This window comes from Salinimicrobium sediminis (genome assembly GCF_900215295.1).
Classification (GTDB): Bacteria; Bacteroidota; Bacteroidia; order Flavobacteriales; family Flavobacteriaceae; genus Salinimicrobium; species Salinimicrobium sediminis.
In genome coordinates this window covers 1078075-1096949 of record NZ_OCMF01000001.1, presented here as the reverse complement: position 1 = coordinate 1096949, position 18875 = coordinate 1078075, and the positions used below count along the sequence as shown (strand labels likewise).

18 protein-coding genes are annotated in these 18875 nt (G+C 42.8%); 7 read left to right on the top strand and 11 right to left on the bottom strand.

Annotation, left to right across the window (positions count from 1 at the left end):
* Positions 1-41 precede the first annotated feature (41 nt).
* From CRO16_RS04970 to trhO, 4 genes are all read right to left on the bottom strand, one after another.
* A complete protein-coding gene (locus CRO16_RS04970; RefSeq protein WP_097055206.1) occupies positions 42-2372 on the bottom strand; it encodes a penicillin-binding protein 1A in 2331 nt (776 codons plus the stop codon).
* Between the two features lie 8 nt (positions 2373-2380).
* On the bottom strand, positions 2381-2869 hold the full coding sequence (locus CRO16_RS04965) for a gliding motility lipoprotein GldH (RefSeq protein WP_097055791.1): 489 nt from the start codon (positions 2867-2869) through the stop codon (positions 2381-2383).
* Entirely contained in the window at positions 2862-4019 is a 1158-nt protein-coding gene (locus CRO16_RS04960; RefSeq protein WP_097055205.1) for a PSP1 domain-containing protein, read from the bottom strand. Before CRO16_RS04960 ends, CRO16_RS04965 begins: the two co-directional genes overlap by 8 nt.
* Positions 4020-4138: 119 nt before the next feature.
* Positions 4139-5170 (bottom strand): oxygen-dependent tRNA uridine(34) hydroxylase TrhO, encoded by a 1032-nt coding sequence (gene trhO, locus CRO16_RS04955; RefSeq protein ID WP_097055204.1) that lies wholly within the window; start codon positions 5168-5170, stop codon positions 4139-4141.
* A gap of 366 nt (positions 5171-5536) precedes the next feature.
* Here trhO and recA point away from each other — a divergent pair, with 366 nt between their 5' ends.
* The 4 genes from recA to CRO16_RS04935 all read left to right on the top strand — a co-directional run bounded on the left by recA (position 5537) and on the right by CRO16_RS04935 (position 8800).
* Positions 5537-6550, top strand: a complete 1014-nt coding sequence (gene recA, locus CRO16_RS04950) for a recombinase RecA (protein WP_097055203.1) — start codon at positions 5537-5539, stop codon at positions 6548-6550.
* 104 nt (positions 6551-6654) lie between these two features.
* Entirely contained in the window at positions 6655-6957 is a 303-nt protein-coding gene (locus CRO16_RS04945) for a hypothetical protein (protein ID WP_097055202.1), read from the top strand.
* 11 nt (positions 6958-6968) lie between these two features.
* On the top strand, positions 6969-7511 hold the full coding sequence (locus tag CRO16_RS04940; RefSeq protein ID WP_097055201.1) for an RNA polymerase sigma factor: 543 nt from the start codon (positions 6969-6971) through the stop codon (positions 7509-7511).
* Positions 7511-8800: a hypothetical protein gene (locus tag CRO16_RS04935; protein WP_097055200.1), complete on the top strand. Its 1290-nt coding sequence runs from the start codon at positions 7511-7513 to the stop codon at positions 8798-8800. The genes CRO16_RS04940 and CRO16_RS04935 overlap by 1 nt, the downstream gene beginning before the upstream one ends.
* Here the strand turns inward: CRO16_RS04935 and CRO16_RS04930 are convergent.
* Positions 8784-9542 carry a lysophospholipid acyltransferase family protein gene (locus tag CRO16_RS04930; RefSeq protein WP_097055199.1) on the bottom strand — a complete coding sequence of 253 codons (759 nt, stop codon included), beginning with the start codon at positions 9540-9542 and terminating at the stop codon, positions 8784-8786. The two genes, CRO16_RS04935 and CRO16_RS04930, sit on opposite strands and share 17 nt — an antisense overlap.
* A 74-nt stretch (positions 9543-9616) precedes the next feature.
* On the opposite strand from CRO16_RS04930, the gene trpS reads away from it, so the two are divergent.
* The gene (gene trpS / locus CRO16_RS04925; protein WP_097055198.1) at positions 9617-10585 is read left to right on the top strand and encodes a tryptophan--tRNA ligase; all 969 of its coding nucleotides are present in this window, start codon (positions 9617-9619) and stop codon (positions 10583-10585) included.
* A 60-nt stretch (positions 10586-10645) separates the two neighbouring features.
* Here trpS and CRO16_RS04920 read toward each other — a convergent pair whose 3' ends face one another.
* Both CRO16_RS04920 and dprA read right to left on the bottom strand, forming a co-directional pair.
* Entirely contained in the window at positions 10646-11074 is a 429-nt protein-coding gene (locus tag CRO16_RS04920; RefSeq protein WP_097055197.1) for a lipocalin-like domain-containing protein, read from the bottom strand.
* Between the two features lie 69 nt (positions 11075-11143).
* Entirely contained in the window at positions 11144-12244 is a 1101-nt protein-coding gene (gene dprA / locus CRO16_RS04915) for a DNA-processing protein DprA (RefSeq protein ID WP_097055196.1), read from the bottom strand.
* 95 nt (positions 12245-12339) lie between these two features.
* On the opposite strand from dprA, the gene CRO16_RS04910 reads away from it, so the two are divergent.
* A complete protein-coding gene (locus CRO16_RS04910; RefSeq protein ID WP_097055790.1) occupies positions 12340-13269 on the top strand; it encodes an HU domain-containing protein in 930 nt (309 codons plus the stop codon).
* A 273-nt stretch (positions 13270-13542) separates the two neighbouring features.
* A complete protein-coding gene (locus CRO16_RS04905; protein ID WP_097055195.1) occupies positions 13543-14058 on the top strand; it encodes an acyl-CoA thioesterase in 516 nt (171 codons plus the stop codon).
* 375 nt (positions 14059-14433) lie between these two features.
* On the opposite strand, the gene CRO16_RS04900 is transcribed toward CRO16_RS04905, so the two are convergent.
* The 4 genes from CRO16_RS04900 to CRO16_RS04885 are packed head-to-tail and all read right to left on the bottom strand — an operon-like array spanning position 14434 to position 18838.
* The gene (locus CRO16_RS04900; RefSeq protein WP_097055194.1) at positions 14434-15657 is read right to left on the bottom strand and encodes a murein hydrolase activator EnvC family protein; all 1224 of its coding nucleotides are present in this window, start codon (positions 15655-15657) and stop codon (positions 14434-14436) included.
* Positions 15654-16436 (bottom strand): DUF4292 domain-containing protein, encoded by a 783-nt coding sequence (locus tag CRO16_RS04895; protein ID WP_097055193.1) that lies wholly within the window; start codon positions 16434-16436, stop codon positions 15654-15656. The genes CRO16_RS04900 and CRO16_RS04895 overlap by 4 nt, the downstream gene beginning before the upstream one ends.
* A gap of 8 nt (positions 16437-16444) precedes the next feature.
* Positions 16445-17809 carry a tetratricopeptide repeat protein gene (locus CRO16_RS04890; RefSeq protein WP_097055192.1) on the bottom strand — a complete coding sequence of 455 codons (1365 nt, stop codon included), beginning with the start codon at positions 17807-17809 and terminating at the stop codon, positions 16445-16447.
* A gap of 18 nt (positions 17810-17827) precedes the next feature.
* Positions 17828-18838 (bottom strand): sugar phosphate nucleotidyltransferase, encoded by a 1011-nt coding sequence (locus CRO16_RS04885; RefSeq protein ID WP_097055191.1) that lies wholly within the window; start codon positions 18836-18838, stop codon positions 17828-17830.
* Positions 18839-18875: the final 37 nt, after the last annotated feature.

Sequence of the window (18875 nt, the reverse complement as noted above, 5' to 3'; positions counted from 1 at the left end):
CAGACCCATTAATAATTATTCTGCAATTAAACTATAACAGCTTAAAAATCCAGCTCATCGGGCAGACTGTCTTCATTCTCTGAAGCAGCTTTTCCGTAGCTGCTACAATCGGTTTGAATGGTTACAACTTCAGGTCTGGGGAAAGGTCCCTTGGGCACATTGATCTGTGGATCTGCATAAACCTTTTTCATATAGAGACCCCAGATAGGCAGAGCCATAGCGGCCCCCTGACCATACCTAATAGAGCCAAAATGCACCGCCCTGTCTTCGGCTCCAACCCATACTCCGGTTGCCAGAGTAGGCACCATACCCATGAACCAGCCATCACTTTGATTTTGGGTGGTCCCGGTCTTTCCTGCAATAGGAATTTCGGAATTTGAGAAATTATATGGATAACCTGTCATGATAGCTTTATAGTAAGGATCATTCACACCCCAGTCTCCTCTAAGGCGGGTTCCTGAACCAAACTGAGTTACACCTTCCAGCAGATTCACCGTTACATAAGCAGCCTCTTTGCTCAGTACATCCCGGGTTTCAGGCACGTGCTGATAAAGGATAGTTCCATTCTTATCTTCGATCCTGCTAACGATCATAGGTTTTACGTAAACCCCTTCATTTACAAAGGTGCTGTAGGCGGAAACCATCTCGAAAACACTGATTTCTGCCGCCCCAAGGGCGATTGCAGGTACTTCAGGAATTTCGCGGGTGTCAACTCCAAGTTTTTCGACCAGGTCAATCACAGGTTTTGGGCCCGTGCGGTCGATGAGCCTGGCAGTTACCGTGTTTACAGATTCTGCCAAACCTCTCTTAAGGCTTAACATCCCGTCATACTTACCATCACTGTTCTTAGGTGTCCAGTCGTTTTGATTGTTATGTTTTCCTGCTTCGATCGTATGCAAACTTCTTGGTAAGGTATCGCAGGGTGACAGATGTAACTGGTCAATAGCGGTAGCATAAACGAAGGGCTTAAAGGTAGAACCTACCTGTCTTTTCCCCTGTTTAACGTGGTCATATTTGAAGTGCTTGAAATTGATTCCTCCCACCCAGGCTTTTACTTCCCCGGTTTGCGGAGTCATGGACATCATACCTGCGTTAAAAAATGACTTATAGTAAAGAATAGAGTCTTTGGGGGTCATTACAGTGTCCTTGTTACCCTTCCAGGTAAATACCTGCATTTGCGTCTTTTTCTCAAAAGAAGCTGCTATTTCCTCATTGGATTTCCCCTGTTCCTTAAGAATTCTCCAACGCTCGCTGCGACGCATGGCATCACGAATGATCTTTTCTCTTTCCTCTCCTGAAATATCCCTGAAAGGTGCTGTTTTATTATTCCTGTTCTGCTTGTCGAATTCTTTCTGAAGGTTGGCCAGGTGTGCATGGACAGCTTCTTCGGCATATTTTTGCATCCTGCTGTCAATGCTGGTGTAGATCTTCAACCCATCGCGGTAAATGTTATATTTAGTGCCATCTGGTTTAGGATTTTCTTCAATCCAATCTTTCATGAAGCCCTGCAGGTAAACCCTAAAATACGTAGCTACTCCTTCATCATGACCCTGAGGTGTAAATTTGATCTCCATTGGGATCTGCTGCAGGGAATCTCTCTCCTCTTCGGTGATGTAATCATTTTTGGCCATTTGCCCGAGAACGGTATTTCTCCTCTGCTCTACCAGTTCCGGTCTTCGTACAGGATTATAATAAGCTGAGTTTACCAGCATCCCGACCAAAACAGCAGATTCTTCGGGTTTTAGCTCCATGGGTTCCTTGTCGAAATAGATCTTTGATGCAGATTTTATTCCCACAGCCTGGTAAAGGAAATCGTACTGATTAAAGTACATGGTAATGATCTCCTCCTTTGTGTACTGGCGTTCAAGCCTCGTGGCAATAATCCATTCCTTGAACTTCTGTAACACCCTGCCCACAAAATTTTGCGAAACATCCTGGGTAAATAGTTGCTTGGCCAACTGCTGTGTAATTGTACTTGCCCCTCCTCTTTTTCCCAAATAAACAGCAGCACGCATGGTACCTTTTGCATCTATCCCGGCATGATCATAAAATCTTTCATCTTCGGTAGCTACAAGGGCGTTTACAAGGTGATCTGGCAGTTCCTCGAATTTAACCGGTGTGCGGTTTTCATTGTAGTATTTACCCAACGACTTCCCATCAGACGAAATAATTTCGGTGGCCAGGTTGGTTTCGGGGTTTTCGAGTTCTTCAAAGGTGGGCATGGTTCCAAAGACGCCCCAGCTCGCAAGCAGGAACAAAAGAACAATTGCTGAAATTCCTATTGCAAAAATTGTCCAGAACCAGGACTTATAACGACCGTATTCATTTCTCTTGGCCGCCTCTTTTTTTGCTTTTCCAGATGTTTTTGCCATCTAATAATTTATTGTTTTATGTCTTCTATTCTAAATCCAACTTCGGTGATACCATCAAGATTCTCAATTCCCTTAACGCTATCCCGCTTTCTCATCGCATGCTGAATGGTCACTAAATATTCCCCGCTTTCGGTGAATTTTATATTCTCCTTATACCAAAGCTTGCTTTCCTTTACATCACCAAAGCCTGTGCCAAGCCACTCCCCTGTAGGCGCAGCCATTTCATATTGAAGGGTGTCACTTATCACCTTCCCGTTTGGAAAGTTGAGTTCTGTAATAAGGTACAGGTTGCTGAAAGGATAATCTGAATTGTTCCGTAAATTGATAAACAGGTTGTAGTTCTTCACAGTATCCGGCGCCTGAAAACGGAACTGCACTACCGAATCCCGGTGCCATTCCCCGGGAACCGATGCGTAATCATCATAAACTCTCGTTTGATCACAGGAAGCAAAAAGCAGAAGTCCCAAAAAGAGGAAAAACACAACTCCTTTACCCATTGTTTTGCGGTCTTTTCTTTTTGCGTTTGTTCTTGCGTTTTTTCTTTCCGGATGTTCCCTTGGAATCAAATCTTGTAAGACTATCCTGCCCCACAACATTGTGATAATCCGGTTTGGATTCCTGTTCCAGCTGTACTGCAAATTCTTCCAGGCTGCCTACCGGCTCTTTCTTTGAATTCGCCTTAATGATCTTGTTCGCCTGTTCTACCGTTAGGGTGTGCCAGTTGCTCCAGTCCCCTTCATAGGCGTACCACAATAATCCTTTAAAAATATCAGTTTTTTGACACACCGCTGTACCTTTTTTGGTGTATAGCTTGGTTTCAGACTTCGGAAAATCCTTAAGTGCATCAAGATAAGTATCTAATTCATAGTTGAGGCAGCATTTAAGCTTTCCGCATTGTCCTGCAAGTTTCTGAGGATTCAAAGAAAGTTGCTGATATCTTGCTGCGGAAGTATTTACGCTCCTGAAGTCGGTTAACCAGGTAGAACAGCACAGTTCCCTTCCGCAGGAACCAATCCCACCAAGACGAGCTGCTTCCTGCCTGAAGCCTATTTGCCGCATTTCGATGCGGGTGTTGAATTCCCTCGCAAACTCCTTGATAAGCTGCCTGAAATCAACCCTTTCTTCAGCAGTATAGTAAAAAGTGGCTTTTGAAGCATCTCCCTGGAATTCGATATCGCTTATCTTCATTTGAAGATTCAGCCGAATAGCGATCTCCCGGGCCCGTACTTTCATTTTATCCTCGCGCTCCCTGGCCTCCTGCCAAATATCAATATCACGTTGAGTAGCTTTTCTATAGATCTTAAGCACCTCAGGGCTATCCTGCCGCACTTTTTTCTTTTTCATCTGTACGCGCACAAGTTCCCCCACCAGGGAAACCACGCCCACATCGTGACCCGGTGCAGCCTCTGTAGCTACAACATCGCCTATGCTAAGGCTTAAATTTTCTGTATTCTTAAAAAAGTGTTTCCGCCCGTTCTTGAACCGGACTTCTACTATATCGAATGGCTCCATTCCCTGCGGAAGCGCCATATTTGATAACCAGTCGAATACCGAAAGCTTGTTACAGCCATCGGTTCCGCAGGTCCCATTATTCTTACATCCTTTAGGCTGACCGTCTTTGCCGGTCGAGCAACTGTTACATCCCATAATCTATATATTGAAATCCTGGAAAGAGCCAATTTGCTCCCTCCGGATTGTGTCTTATTTAAAAACTAATGAGGTAAATATACCATTATTTATGGAACGCACTCCTGAGAAACTAATTGTCAGCGTTTGTACTTAAGCACCTCAGATCTGCCTTTTTTGAAGATCTTATTGCTGTTCCCTTTTCCCTTTCTCAATGCCTTTTGCTCCTCATAAGGCAGGGCTGCAATATCCTGACATTCGGCAGAACAGCAGTTGCTCATTTGCTCTGCACATTCCTCACATTGAATGAACAGCAGGTGACAGGCTTCATTGGCACAATTTACATGAGTATCACAAGGTTTCCCGCACTGGTGGCAATTTGAAATCACATCTTCGCTGATGCGTTCTCCCCTGCGATGGTCAAAAACGAAGTTCTTACCAAGGAACTTGTTCTCCAGTTTGAGGTTTTGAACCTGCCGGGCATATTCAATGATCCCGCCTTCAAGCTGATATACCTTTTGAAAACCTTTATGCTTGTAGTAAGCACTGGCCTTTTCACAACGAATTCCGCCGGTGCAATACATCACCAGGTTCTTGTCTTCCTTATGATCCTGAATATCCTTTTCGATAAGGTCAAGACTATCCCTAAAAGTATCTACATCAGGCGTCATAGCGCCTTTAAAATGACCAATTTCGCTCTCGTAATGATTGCGCATGTCTACCAGAATCGTATTGGGATCCTCAAGCAATTCATTAAAAGCTTTGGCGTCTACATGAACTCCTTTATTTGTAACATCAAAAGTCTCGTCATTAAGTCCGTCAGCCAGGATCTTGTCGCGAACCTTGACCTTCAGCTTCAGGAAGGATTTAATATCGTGTTCAATGGCGATATTAAGGCGAACGTTCTCCAGGAAATAGATTCCGTCAAGGAACTCCTTAAATTTTCCGAAGTTTTTGGCAGGAACAGAAAGCTGGGCATTAATCCCTTCGTGAGCTACATAAATTCTTCCAAGGACTTCCATTTGGTCCCAGGCGATAAAAAGATGGTTCCGAAAAAGATCGGGGTTCCCAATTTTGGCATATTGATAGAAAGAGAGCGTGAGCCGGTCTTCCCCGGCTTCTTCAAGTAGTGCTTCCCTTTCTTTAGCGCTTAATTTATTGTACAGTTGCATGCTATACTAATGATATAAGGTTAAAGAAATTTTGTGCAAAGATAAGGGTTTAAATGAAAAAATGCCCGGATGTGTTATCGGGGCATTTTTTTTCGAACGGCTAATTCGTTATTAATACTTTTAATTCTTCAACTAAAAATAAGAATAACGTTAGCCGCCGTCCATACGGCAGGTGCAGCTCAGGTTAACGACTGCAGAACTGCCGGAGATATTTAAAATAATATTTCGTTTTAAAAACTTCATGAAGTTTATAGTTGGTTTATCTAATAGATGCGGAAAAGAGAAAAAGGTTGCGTATTAAATTTATTGGATATAAAAACTTATAGTATTTTAGCAGCACTATCATATTAAAAGAAGCCGAAGTAAATGAGCACAGAGAAAGAAAAAGAAGCAAAATTAAAAGCCCTTAAACTCACCCTTGATAAGATGGATAAAACCTACGGCAAGGGTACCGTAATGAAGATGAGTGACCAGAGTGTCATTGATGTTGATGTAATACCAAGCGGATCGTTAGGACTTGATCTTGCGTTGGGAGTGGGAGGATATCCAAGGGGAAGGGTAATTGAAATATATGGACCCGAATCTTCGGGAAAAACCACCCTTACTTTACACGCTATTGCCGAAGCTCAAAAAGCAGGAGGAATTGCAGCCTTTATTGATGCAGAACACGCTTTTGACAGGTTTTATGCTGAAAAGTTAGGGATCGACCTTGAGAACCTTATCATCTCACAGCCCGATAACGGGGAGCAGGCTCTTGAGATCGCAGATAACCTTATACGTTCTGGAGCTATTGATATTATTGTAATTGACTCTGTTGCGGCTTTGACTCCAAAGAGTGAGATCGAAGGAGAAATGGGGGATTCAAAAATGGGATTACATGCCCGTCTTATGTCTCAGGCGCTTCGGAAGCTTACCGCTTCTATCAGCAAAACTCATTGTACAGTGATCTTTATCAACCAGTTGAGGGAGAAGATTGGTGTTATGTTCGGAAACCCTGAAACCACCACCGGTGGTAACGCGCTGAAGTTCTATGCTTCCATAAGGCTGGATATTCGTCGCTCTACCCAGATCAAAGACAGCAATAGCGAGGTACAGGGGAATAAAACAAGAGTTAAGGTTGTAAAGAACAAAGTGGCACCGCCATTTAAAACTGCCGAATTTGACATCATGTATGGAGAGGGTGTTTCTAAGATTGGAGAGATCATCGACATAGGAGTTGATTACGAGATCATCAAAAAGAGCGGATCATGGTTTAGTTATGAAGACACCAAACTTGGCCAGGGACGTGATGCAGTTAAGATGCTGCTCAAGGATAATCCGGACCTTATGGAAGAACTGGAGACCAGGATCAAGGAAGCCATGAGCGTCGCAAAATCATAAAACTTTAAAATCCCGAAAAATTTTTCGGGATTTTTTGATTTTAGGCGCAACCATTTTAGTATTTCTGCATCTGTTTAATACAGACCCCAACCACCAATGCTGTTATGGATGATCGATGTAGTTTTTTTGACTCCAATACCTACTATGACAACGGCATAAAAAAGAGGGATAATTTAAAGGCTAATTCCCCCGGAAGATCGGGATCCTCCAATGGATCCCGCCCTTCCTTTTTTACAACAATACTACCCCTACACCTTTTGCAACCTTATAAATCCCTGCAAGCCAGAGTGATTTTTGTTGCAGAACCGGCTGAAATTCCTATATTTAGAACTCCTGAAGCTGCTCCCCGGCAGATGGAGCGCTTCAGAAAACCGGCTTTAGAGCCACAGTTTTTCAACAGCACCTAAATATTTTAAGATTGAGCATCAAACAACTCATACGAAAATGCAAAAAGCAGGACATAAAAGCTCAGGAAGAGCTTTACAAGATGTTTGCGCATAGATTATTTCCTGTTTGCCTCAAGTATTCCGCCAGCTATCAGCAGGCAGAAGACAACATGCAGGATGCATTTTTGATGATCTTTAAAAGTATGTCTCAATACCGGAACAAAGGATCGTTCGAAGGTTGGATGAAACGAATCGTTATCAACACGTGCCTTCAAAAATATAGAACACAAACAGTTTTTGAAATAATAAGGGAAGACCATTATAAGGAGCCGGAAATTGAAATTGATGAAGATGAAGTATCTGTGGATTATTTGCTGGAGATCATCCAAAAGCTGCCTGCAAGGTACCGGCAGGTTTTCAACCTCTATGTGCTCGATGGACACTCTCACAAAGAAATTGCCGAGATCATGAACATCTCCACAGGAACATCAAAATCAAATCTTGCGAGAGCCCGCATGATCCTCAAAGAAAAAATAGAGTCAAGTCTTTATAAATCTGCCGCCCGGTCCATTTAATGAAAGAGAAGAAGTACATAGACAGACTTTACCAGGAGAAGTTTCGCGATTTTGAAGCAGCTCCAAGAGATGTGGTCTGGCGATCTATTGCGGCAAAACTTAAGGAAGAAGAGAAAAAACCGGCAGTGGTTCCTCTTTGGTCAAGAATTGCGGGGGTTGCAGCAATACTGGCATTCCTGCTTCTTATTGGAGATTGGATTCTGCCTAAACAGTCCGGTACAGCAGTTGCTAACGAGGAAACGCAGTTACCTGCAAATTCTCCAAATACCCAACCACAAAATAGCCGCTTAAGCGTAATTCCTTCTGAAATTGAAGCTGAAGCAGAACCTATTGCCGAAGCCGTTTCAGAAACCACACTTCCTTCTACTCCACTTCAGGAGGAAGGGAAAGGCAAAAGAGTTGCTGAAGTATCTGCCGTAGAGATAGCTTCTAAAAATGTCATTTTTGACAGCTATGATCCGGTCGCGTCCGAAGAAGGGCTTGTAAAAATCGAAAATAAACTCCCGGAGGAAAAAGAAGATCTTCTGCTGGAGGCTTTAAGGGAAGACGAAACAGAAGTCGCCGCCTCTACTTCTAAAAAGGGTTTTGAAATATCCACTCACGCCGCCCCTATTTACTACGGAAATATGGGGAAAGGCAATTTCATAGATCCACGCTTTAACAACAATAACAGCGAAGGGGAAATGACTTATTCCTACGGAGTAAAGATTGCATACAACCTGAACGAGAAGTTTAAAATCCGCTCCGGGATCAATAAGGTTAATATGAGCTATAACACCGGAGGAGTCGCATTCCAGGCGGTAGCGGGCAAATCACCCGTCAAAAATATTTCCCTTGACAACAGCTCTACAGTGACCTCTACACTGGGAGGAAAGAACGGCGGAAGAACTCCTACGGGTAGTACAAACCGAACAGACGCAGCATATATTCGACCCGGAGAACTCAATCAAAAAACCGGATACCTCGAAATACCTCTGGAATTGGAGTACAATCTTTTTGCAGATAAATTTGAGTTAAATCTTATTGGAGGGGCCAGTACTTTGTTCCTTGCAGAAAATGAGATCCTTCTTAATGCCGAAACCGTTTCTTTGGAAGGCAGAGCCAATAACCTGCAAAATGTTAGCTTCAGCACCAACATTGGATTGGGGCTGGATTATAACCTTTCAGATAAATTCAAGCTTAACCTGGAGCCTATGCTCAAATACCAGCTTAACACCTTTGAAAATGCGTCATCAGATACGCGTCCTTACTACTTTGGGATCTATTCCGGATTTAGCTATAAGTTTTAACAACCGGTTCTTTACTCCGAAGTTCATTTAAGATCACCTCCCGGGTATGTTCCCTCACGGTCTTCTTGTCATCCTGCGTCATTCCTGCAGTGGGAATGAATTCTTTGATCTTCACCCGCATTCTTCCCGGGCTGCCTTTTGTGAAGATATAAGGAAAACGCTTTTTATTGTCATAAAAAACAATGGGAACAATTTTGATCTGGTGATCTATAGCTAATCTAAAAGCCCCGTCTTTAAAAGAGTCAAGAAGAAGGGATTCATCTTCGGGAACTCCTCCTTCAGGAAAGATACAAATACTGGTCCCGTTGTTCAACCTGCGCTGGGCCCTGTCAAAAACTTCTTTCCGGCTGCGCTGATTTCCGCGGTCAACCAAGATACAGGTACGCTTGTAGAAGTATCCAAAAAGGGGAATTTTGACCAGCTCTTTTTTTCCGACGAAGACAAAGGGGTTTTTAACGGTAGCCAGCATGAGCATAATGTCTGTCATCGAGGTGTGATTAGCGACAAGCATATAGCTTTCCCCCTTCACCAGCCTCTGTTCTCTTTTGATCACAGGATAGAAACCCATTCCGTAGAGAATAAAAAGAGCCCACCAGCGGGCGATCATAAAGAACTGCGGGTAATACTTTGTTCGGGAAGTAAAAAGCAACAGGAAAGGAAAAAGTACAAGGATGGGAATGGCCATAAGGATATAGAACCAAATTCGCCACAAGACCACAAGGAAAGATCTAAGTATTTGCATACCTGCCAAAAGTAGTGAAATGGATTGAAGGTCTTCTGTAAAAAATTTACCTTTGTCAAAAATACGAAAAGCTAATGTCCAGAATTCTTACGGGGGTACAAAGTACAGGTACTCCGCACCTGGGGAACATTTTAGGGGCTATCATTCCGGCCATTGAAATGGCAAATGACCCAAAGAACGAATCTTTCCTTTTTATAGCCAATTTACATACACTAACACAGATAAAAGATCCAGGGATCCTAAGGGAAAACACGCTTTCTACTGCAGCGACCTGGCTGGCATTTGGACTGGACATTGAAAAAACAGTTTTTTACAGGCAAAGCGATGTTCCCCAAACAACTGAACTTACCTGGTATTTGAACTGCTTTTTTCCATTTCAGCGCCTCACCCTTGCCCACTCTTTTAAAGACAAGGCAGACAGGCTGGAAGATGTGAACGCAGGGCTTTTTGATTATCCTATGCTCATGGCTGCAGATATTCTTCTTTATGATGCCGAAATAGTTCCTGTTGGGAAGGACCAGCTACAGCATCTTGAGATTACCAGGGATGTGGCATCAAGATTTCATGCAAAATTAGGGGAAACCTTTGTACTTCCTGAAGCAAAAGCTTCTGAAGAGACGATGTATGTACCGGGTACAGATGGCGAGAAAATGAGCAAATCAAAAGGCAATATCATTAACCTCTTTTTGCCAGATAAGCAGCTGAGGAAGCAGATCATGGCGATACAGACCGATAGTACTCCATTAGAAGACCCAAAAGATCCTGATACCGATAATGTCTTCAACATCTATAAATTGCTTGCCTCTAAAGAGCAAACTGCCGAAATGCGCCGCAACTATGAATCGGGCGGCTACGGTTACGGTCATGCAAAACAGGCCTTATATGAGTTGTTGATCACACGTTTTGAAAAGGAACGGAAACAGTATCATCATTACATGGAAAACCCGGAAAAAGTGGAAGAAGCTTTAGCCTTAGGTGCCGAAAAAGCCCGAAAAGTGGCTGATAAAGTTTTGGCGCGGGTGAGGGAGAAACTGGGATACTAAAGAATTAAATATTAAAGGAAAGCGGGAGTCAGGAGAGTTCCCGCTTTCCTTTTTATTCATTTAAACCCGTACCCAGACCACTGTAAAGGTGCCAAAATCATCATCTATTTCAGTAATAGAAAACCGGTTGTTGTTGTTCGAAAAAAGTACCTCAACATCATATGTATCGGTGCCGTCGGAAAACCTGTAGACATTATTCCCCCTGTATTGCCAGGATTCATTTGTAACTTCAGAGATACATTCTTCAGAATCAATCTCTTCAAAGAAATCGGTAGAAGTTAAATTGCCATTTGTTTTAAAGATAACTCTTGATTGAGCCTCACAATCTGAAATAGGCACTGCTTCTCCATCAATTGACATGCTTTGCATTTTCCATTCCCCCACAATTCTGTTAGCTTCTGCAGTCCCATTACCTCCATCATCGTCGTCACTGCAGGCTCCTAATCCTACCAGCATAAAAAGGGCAAGTAATAATTTAAGTGTTTTCATAATTTTCTGATTTTTAGGTTGATACTACTAAAAGTCGGAAATTAAAGAATCCAAATATTACCCGGATTGTTAAATAATTTCGAATATTTTTCCAGGCAATGGCCTTACTACACCTTTAAGCTCCATATTTAAGAGCAGGCTTGCGGCCTTGAAGGTGGGGATACGGCAGTTGAGGGCAATTAGATCGAGCTGTTCCTTTCCGTTTTCTTTAAGGTAGCCATAAACCGCTTCCTCTTCATCTTCCAGCTCTACAAAAAGTTGTTTCTGAACAGCATTTACAGCGGTTTGTGAATGCCAGTTAAGGATGTAAACCACATCGGCGGCACTTGTCAAAACATGCGCCTGTTGAGACTTTATTAGCATATTGCATCCCCTGCTTTGAGAGTCGGTAGGCCGGCCCGGCACAGCAAAGACTTCCCGGTTATAGGAATTGGCAATATCTGCAGTCACCAAAGATCCTCCTTTTTCGGCGCTCTCTATGACTACCGTAGCCTCGCTGAGGCCGGCGATAATACGGTTTCGCTTTAAAAAATTATTCCGGTCGAAAACATCTGTACTCCAAAAATCGGTTAAAAAGCCGCCATTGGCTTCTACACCTCTCACATATTTTTGATGCACCCCGGGATAGATCTGGTTCAAGCCATGGGCAAGGCAGCCAATAGTTTGTAAACCGTGCTTGAGTGCAGCATTCTGTGCAGTAATATCTACTCCATAGGCGAAGCCCGAAACTATTACCGGATCAAGAGGCGCAAGTTCTTCGATAAGCTGCTCACAAAACCTTATACCGTGAGGAGTGACCTTACGTGTTCCTACTACACTAAGGATCTTTTTATTAACAAGATCAACATTTCCACGTTGAAAAAGCAGGATGGGTCCATCAAAGCAATGTTTCAGCCTTTCGGGATAATTAGCATCCAGATAGTACAGCGTTTCAATTCCATGCTGCCGAATGAAATCTACTTCCTTTTCTGCTGCTTTTAAGTTTTCGGCTGAAAAGAGATCTGCCAGTTTAGTACTGCCTATCCCGTCTATCTTTAAAAGAGCGGTCTTTTTTTCTTTGAAAACCGCCTCGGCAGAACCTGCATGGCGAATAAGTTTTTTTGCTGAAGCATCTCCTAAATTGGGAACGTGCTGTAGGGCCAAAACATACTGAAGATCAGAATCTTTCATCATTAAAACAAAGCATGAAAATTAATCCAAAAATTTGTTAATAAAATATGCTGCAGCGGTTTTTTGAAAATATTTTTTGTTCTACATTTGTTTACATGGCAGTAGCAAATTACATCCACGATCTTCTTTACCGGTACGAATGTGTGATCCTACCGGGATTTGGGGCCTTTATCACACAGCAGCATTCGGCCCAAATTGACCATTCCTCGAACGAGTTTTTTCCTCCTAAAAAGACAGTTTCTTTTAACCGACAGTTGATCAAAAATGACGGTCTTTTGGCTAATTATCTCATAGAGGCAGAGAAGGTTTCTTACCAGGAAGCACTTGAGATCATCTCTCAATTCGTGCAGGACCTTGAGATGGTACTGGAAGAGAACAGAAGGATAGATCTTCCCAATATTGGCTCTTTTAAGATTACCGAAGGAGAGAAACTTCAGTTCGAACCTGCTGAGAAAAACAATTTTCTTAAGGAAGCTTTTGGACTTGACGGCTTTGCAGCAACCGCTGTTTCCAGAGAAATTTACAAGAAACAGGCTGAAGCTATAGAAGAAAAAGCTCCTGTTGCCTTTACTCCGGAAAGAAGAGCTAACCGATGGTTAAAATATGCGGCCGTTGGGCTGGTTGCCTTTGGTCTAAGCGGAGCTGCCGGATTAAATATTTACAGTGATCAGGTGAACGAGCATAACATTGCTGAACAGCAAAAAGCCGTGTCCCAACTTGAAAACCAAATACAGCAGGCAACTTTTATCATTGACAATCCGCTGCCTGCAGTAACCCTTAAAGTATCTAAACAAACCGGAAACTATCATATCGTTACCGGAGCTTTTAGAGAAGCTGAAAACGCTGCTAAAGCTGTAGAAGAATTAAAAGCTGAGGGATTTAAAGCCCGTCAAATAGGTGAAAACAGGTTTGGATTGCATCAGGTGCTTTCCAGCAGCCATGAAAGCCGCAGAGACGCCATAAACGAACTGTACAGGGTAAAAAGAACTTATCCCGGCGCCTGGTTATTGGTAGAAGAACTTTAGAATGCGCAAATTCTTATATATAAAATCCCCTTTTAGGGGATTTTTTCTTTGGAAGCAGTTCAACCTGAAGAGTAAAGAATTGGCACCGATTGCAAATATGCGCTAACAAGTTTGGAATAGGGATTTGCTATTTGGATAGTAGTAATTCTGACCTCTCTCCACTTTCTACAAAATTGACTGCCAACTTTGCACTGCATACTGTATACTTATTTTAATACTGCCTTAACGGCTTTTTTATGTTAAAGCGACTTATCTTTGCCAAAAATTTAAAAAATGCAAGCGAAAACTCCCGAAGAGTCAAAAACTATTTTAACCGATCTTGTACTTCCCAGCGAAACCAACCCTTTAAATAACCTTTTTGGAGGGGAATTACTTGCGCGTATGGATCGTGCTGCCAGCATCGCCGCAAGACGTCACAGCCGCAGGATCGTTGTAACTGCTTCGGTAAATCATGTTGCATTTAATAAAGCTGTTCCTTTAGGAAGTGTAGTGACCGTTGAAGCCAAAGTTTCCAGGGCCTTTAAATCTTCTATGGAGATCTATATTGATGTATGGGTGGAGGATCGGGAAAGCGGAGAACGTAGTAAAGCCAATGAAGCTATCTACACCTTTGTAGCTGTAGATGAAACAGGAACCCCTGTTAATGTACCGCCTATTGAACCGGAAACAGAGCTGGAGAAAAAACGATATGAAGCTGCCCTTCGCCGGAAGCAGCTAAGCCTTGTGCTTGCCGGAAAAATGAAACCCGGAGATGCTACAGAATTAAAGGCATTGTTTGTGAATTCTTAGAGGATGGCGCGGATTTTCAATCCGTGCCCACGTTTCTTTTTCATTTCTATAGCGAATATCATGGATGTCGTTGCCCCTGCAGGACACTACGTCTTAAACCAACTATTCGGCTACCGATATTTATTCCCTTCGGGACAATTACCTGAAAAAAAAAGCTTTTTAAAAAGGAAACCAGATGACGCGGATCGATTAACTGCCGACCCGGCGGTTATCTTTTAACCCTTGCTCATAACTACGATATATATACCTCCGGAGCTTCTTTTAAGATCGTTAATTTCTCTAGAAACATTTCACTCCTCCGGAGCTCAGGGTTGTTCCAATCAAGCTTTAGCTCATTTCAATGTCTTGGCTCTTGGTTCTTGGCTTTAAAAAAAACTACATCTGATAGATCCAGTGCTCCGGATTGAGCTTCTGGTTGTTCTTGTACATCACAAAATAGAGGGTTGTTCTGCCATCGGTCTTATTGATCGCTACTGTTCCCAGCTCCTGCCCTAAAGCTACCTCCTGCCCTTTTCTTACATCTACAGAAGCCAAATGGTTATAAATAGTGATATAGTCTCCATGCCGCACCATTACCATAAGGCTGGAGCCTTTTACTGCAATGATCTCACTCACGGTACCTCCAAACACTGCCCGCGCTTTAGAACCCGGATCTGTCGCTATTCGTACCCCGTTACTGTTCATGGTGGCGGTTTTCACGATAGGGTGAGGCTGAGTACCGAATCTTAGTACCACTGTTCCTGTTCTAACCGGCCATGGCAGCTTACCTTTATTCTTCTCAAAGTCGGCAGCAAGGGCTGCGGCTTCAGGAGTAAGTTTAAAGACTGTTCGGGAAGTAGAACCTTCAGCTTTGTTACTGGCAGCAATAGCTTCAGCAATGATCCTTTCGATCTCCCGGTCAATTTCGTCTACCTCCCGCTGCTTTTGCTTTATCTGAGCCACAAACTGGCCTTCTTTTTTCCGCACTTCAGCAATTAATCCCGCCTGAGCTTTCCTGTTCTTTTCGAGTTCTGCCCGGGTTTTTCTGTTTTCTGAAATCAACCTGTCCTTAGCCTTCTTCTGTTCGGCAAGACTATTGTTCAATTGCTGCAGTTCAAGGGTTCTGGTCTTTATCTCCTCCCCTTGCTGATGCCTGTAATTAGCATACTGCTTCATGTACTGCAGGCGCTTATAGGCCTGTAGAAAATTTTCTGAGGACAAAAGGAACATGATCCTGCTTTGCTGGGATTTGCTTTTATACGACTTGTTGATCATCTTACTATAGTCTTCTTTTAGCTGTTCCAGCTCCTTTCGCAGCTCTCCGATCTTGTTCTGATTGGTCGTGATTTCCCGTGTTAAAAGATTAGCCTGTTGATTGGTAACCCTGATAAGATTTTCGGTCGTACGAATCTGTTGATCTAAATCCTCCACCTGTGTAAGAATAGATTTCTCCTTTTTCAGATTCGTGGTACGCATGTTATTGATCCTCTGGATCTCCTGCTGTAACTGTTGCCTGCGCTCCTCAAGTTCTTCACGTTTATCCTGTTGAGCAAATGAATTGAGGCTAATGAAAAAAAGGCCTGCCAAAAGGCACTGCTTAAAAAGAATATTTATTCTCATTCAATAGTAATTTCTTCGTAGCCCGAAGGTATTGAAAAAGGAAAAGACACGGGAACATTAAATTCAATTCCTCTAAAGGTCATATCTATACGGGTATTTTCTGCGCCATCATTAGCCAGGATCTGGATCTGTCCCGGAAATAACTGCCCTTCCACCTTTTGGTACTGCGGATAGGTAACGGTTACACTTCTGTTTTCCCGGGGCTGTCCCAGTTGTTGAGCCAGGGCTTTAAAATTTCCGGCGTCTAAAAGGAACATCCGTTTTAGAAATTCATTGTTTACAGCTTCTAATTGATAGCCACGCGTAGATTCGGTGAGTTTATATCTTTCATCTCTCAAATCATAAATGGCCTGACCGAGCAGGAGATTCTGAACCTTTTGAAAGTCGAGAGGAGTCCCTAACAGATCGCTCAACAAACTGAAGTCCCCGTCAAAATAGGTCCCGGTGATCTTTTCATAAAATTGAACAGAATTTGGAGTGATCATCACCTTCGCTAAAGGAATTCCAAGCAACTGACCGCTCATCCAGATGGTCTCATCTTTTTTCATCCTGAAATTAACGGTAACACTTTGATTACGCTCCTCAGTTTGATAGTTGAGAGATAGTTTACCCTGCATGGTGTTTACATCTACCTCATTTTCATAGTGACTGGCGACTACCGCAGCCACTGCAGCATCTTCGGGAGCGGTGGTGCCCATCTTAGCCTTTCGGGCACCTCCACAAGAGGTGAGGAAGATTAAAGTTAAAAGCAATAGGGGGAATATGCGATTATTGATCATTAAGTAGTTTATTTTTCAAGGTTTTCAGCTTTCTTCAGGGCTTCTGAAGCTTTCTGCATTTCATTCATTCCTTTGTAAGCCTCGGCCAGCTGCCGGTAAAATTGTTTTTCAGTTTCAGGGTCATCTATTAAATAATCGAGACCTTCCTGTAAACTTGTTTCAGCTTTTTTAAATTCTTTCAGCCGGATTTCAGCAGTTCCTGTCATCAGGAAAAGCCATGCCTGAGTGGGAAAGATTTCCAGAGCCTGTTGGCTAAGGGATTTTACCTGCTCATAATTTCCGGCCTCTGCCATAAGATTAATTACTTCCTTAAAAAGGCCAAAATCATCCTTTTCATTTTCCAGAGCTGTAGTAAAATAATCTAAAGCCAGTTCTTTATTTCCTTTCTCAAGAAAGAAAGTACCCAGCTGTTTGAAAACTTTCCGGTTATTCTCCTTTTCAGAAAAGACTTCTACCAGTCTTATCAAATCTTCTTCCAAAGATGGAGTTTCGGTCACATAAATTAAAAAATCATTAAGGGCCTGGTATTTTGTTACTTCATCGATCTGGTCGCTGCCCAATAAAATTTCCATTGAATTCACGGCTTTTTCAGGCTCTTTATCGGCAATATAGAATTTGTAAAGGGCCAGATGCACCAATTGAGATTCAGGATTTACTTTTAGCAGCTCCTTTGCCGTCGCATATGCCTCTTTTATCTGCCCATTTTCACTGTAAACAAAAATGAGATTCAAATAATCCTTTTCATCCTGCGGATTATCATCAATATTCTCCTGCAGGTCACTTATCTGGGCTTCGACATTATTGGTGCGGGCATAGACCTGCCTGCGCAGGCTTTCCCTGTAGGTGCTGGAACCTTTGGTTTGATCCAGGGAGTCCAGTAGCGCCAAAGCTTCATCAAATTTTTCATTTTCGATGTACAGGTTCACCAGATCTTCAGCAAAAGCAGAATTAAGTTTCGCAAGGTCCTTTACTACCGGCAGTGCCCTGTCAAATTCCTTGTTTTGATAGTATGTTGTGTAAAGTTCTTCCAGCATACCCTGGTTTTGCGGTGCTGCTTTTCTTCCTTTTTCGAGATATACCGATGCCTGGGAATATTGACGCAGAGCATTAAAGTTCTTCCCTAGTTCAAGATACACTACTGGCTCATCTGGCTTTAACGCCAGTGCCTGCACCAGGGCATCTATTGCCTTGTCATAATTCTCTATGGCCTTTTGCTTTAAAGCCTCAAAAAAATGTTCCTGAAAAGCATCTGTCACGTTCCCAAGATCATCCTGCGCCATTTCCACTACCGGCTTTTCCGGCACCTGGGCATTAGCAGGTTGTCCCAACTGGAGCAGGGTCAAAAACGGGATTATGAGCAGACTTTTTTTCACAGGTTTTTTACTGAAAATTTACTCCAGCACCGAATAGTCTCCAATGCTTATCTCGGTAAACTCCCCATTAAATTTCGCAAAATTTCCGATCATGGCGTTATTGAGATCTGCATTTTCTACTTCGGCAAAAGTCTGAATGAGACTGTTCCTCACTGAAGAATTAATAATTTTTGTTCCGTTCCCGATAGAAACATTGGGCCCAATTTTGGCATTTTTCAGTACTACATTTTCCCCGATAAAGCAGGGCTCTATAATTTCTGAATTTTCCATTTCCACATTCGACGCCACTAACTCTTCCCCATCATTCTTAAGAAAACCCAACATACGGGTATTTGTTTCCACAGTTACCTGCTTATTTCCGCAGTCCATCCATTCATCTACCTTTCCGGGAACAAATCTGGCTCCTTTGCTCTTCATAGCTTCGATCCCGTCATTGATCTGGTATTCTCCGCCGCGAATGATGTTGTTATCCAATACTCCCTGAAGCTCTTTTTTAAGCACGGCAACATCCCTGAAGTAATAGATTCCAATGACTGCAAGATCAGAAACAAATTCGGCAGGTTTTTCTACCAGGTCAACGATCTCCCGCTTCTCATTCAACTGCACTACGCCATAAGCTGAAGGATTTTCTACCTGTTTTACCCATATCACCCCATCTGCTTCTTTATCTAACGTAAAATCGGCTTTAAAAAGTGTGTCGGCATAAGCAATCACTGCAGGGCCTTTAAGAGAATCCTTGGCGCACATAATGGCGTGTCCTGTTCCCAGAGGCTTATCTTGGTAGTAGATCGTTCCTTTTGCACCCAATGTCTGCGCAATATTCTTAAGATCTGTCTCTACTTTTTCACCAAAATCCTCACCGATAATAAATGCGATCTCGTCGACCTTTTCATCGAGCACTTTGGCAATGTCCTCTACCAGCCGGTGCACTATGGGTTTCCCCGCAATGGGAATTAAAGGTTTTGGTGTTGTTAAAGTATGTGGACGAAGCCGGGATCCGCGACCCGCCATGGGAACTATGATTTTCATTTTTTTAGTATTGAGATTTTAGTATTGAGTATTGAGA

Coding starts and splice junctions, on each gene's coding strand:
- CRO16_RS04970 (WP_097055206.1), bottom strand. CDS start 2,372: ATGGCAAAAACATCTGGAAAAGCAAAAAAAGAGGCGGCCAAGAGAAAT.
- CRO16_RS04965 (WP_097055791.1), bottom strand. CDS start 2,869: ATGGGTAAAGGAGTTGTGTTTTTCCTCTTTTTGGGACTTCTGCTTTTT.
- CRO16_RS04960 (WP_097055205.1), bottom strand. CDS start 4,019: ATGGGATGTAACAGTTGCTCGACCGGCAAAGACGGTCAGCCTAAAGGA.
- trhO (WP_097055204.1), bottom strand. CDS start 5,170: ATGCAACTGTACAATAAATTAAGCGCTAAAGAAAGGGAAGCACTACTT.
- recA (WP_097055203.1), top strand. CDS start 5,537: ATGAGCACAGAGAAAGAAAAAGAAGCAAAATTAAAAGCCCTTAAACTC.
- CRO16_RS04945 (WP_097055202.1), top strand. CDS start 6,655: ATGGATGATCGATGTAGTTTTTTTGACTCCAATACCTACTATGACAAC.
- CRO16_RS04935 (WP_097055200.1), top strand. CDS start 7,511: ATGAAAGAGAAGAAGTACATAGACAGACTTTACCAGGAGAAGTTTCGC.
- CRO16_RS04930 (WP_097055199.1), bottom strand. CDS start 9,542: ATGCAAATACTTAGATCTTTCCTTGTGGTCTTGTGGCGAATTTGGTTC.
- trpS (WP_097055198.1), top strand. CDS start 9,617: ATGTCCAGAATTCTTACGGGGGTACAAAGTACAGGTACTCCGCACCTG.
- CRO16_RS04920 (WP_097055197.1), bottom strand. CDS start 11,074: ATGAAAACACTTAAATTATTACTTGCCCTTTTTATGCTGGTAGGATTA.
- dprA (WP_097055196.1), bottom strand. CDS start 12,244: ATGAAAGATTCTGATCTTCAGTATGTTTTGGCCCTACAGCACGTTCCC.
- CRO16_RS04910 (WP_097055790.1), top strand. CDS start 12,340: ATGGCAGTAGCAAATTACATCCACGATCTTCTTTACCGGTACGAATGT.
- CRO16_RS04905 (WP_097055195.1), top strand. CDS start 13,543: ATGCAAGCGAAAACTCCCGAAGAGTCAAAAACTATTTTAACCGATCTT.
- CRO16_RS04900 (WP_097055194.1), bottom strand. CDS start 15,657: ATGAGAATAAATATTCTTTTTAAGCAGTGCCTTTTGGCAGGCCTTTTT.
- CRO16_RS04895 (WP_097055193.1), bottom strand. CDS start 16,436: ATGATCAATAATCGCATATTCCCCCTATTGCTTTTAACTTTAATCTTC.
- CRO16_RS04885 (WP_097055191.1), bottom strand. CDS start 18,838: ATGAAAATCATAGTTCCCATGGCGGGTCGCGGATCCCGGCTTCGTCCA.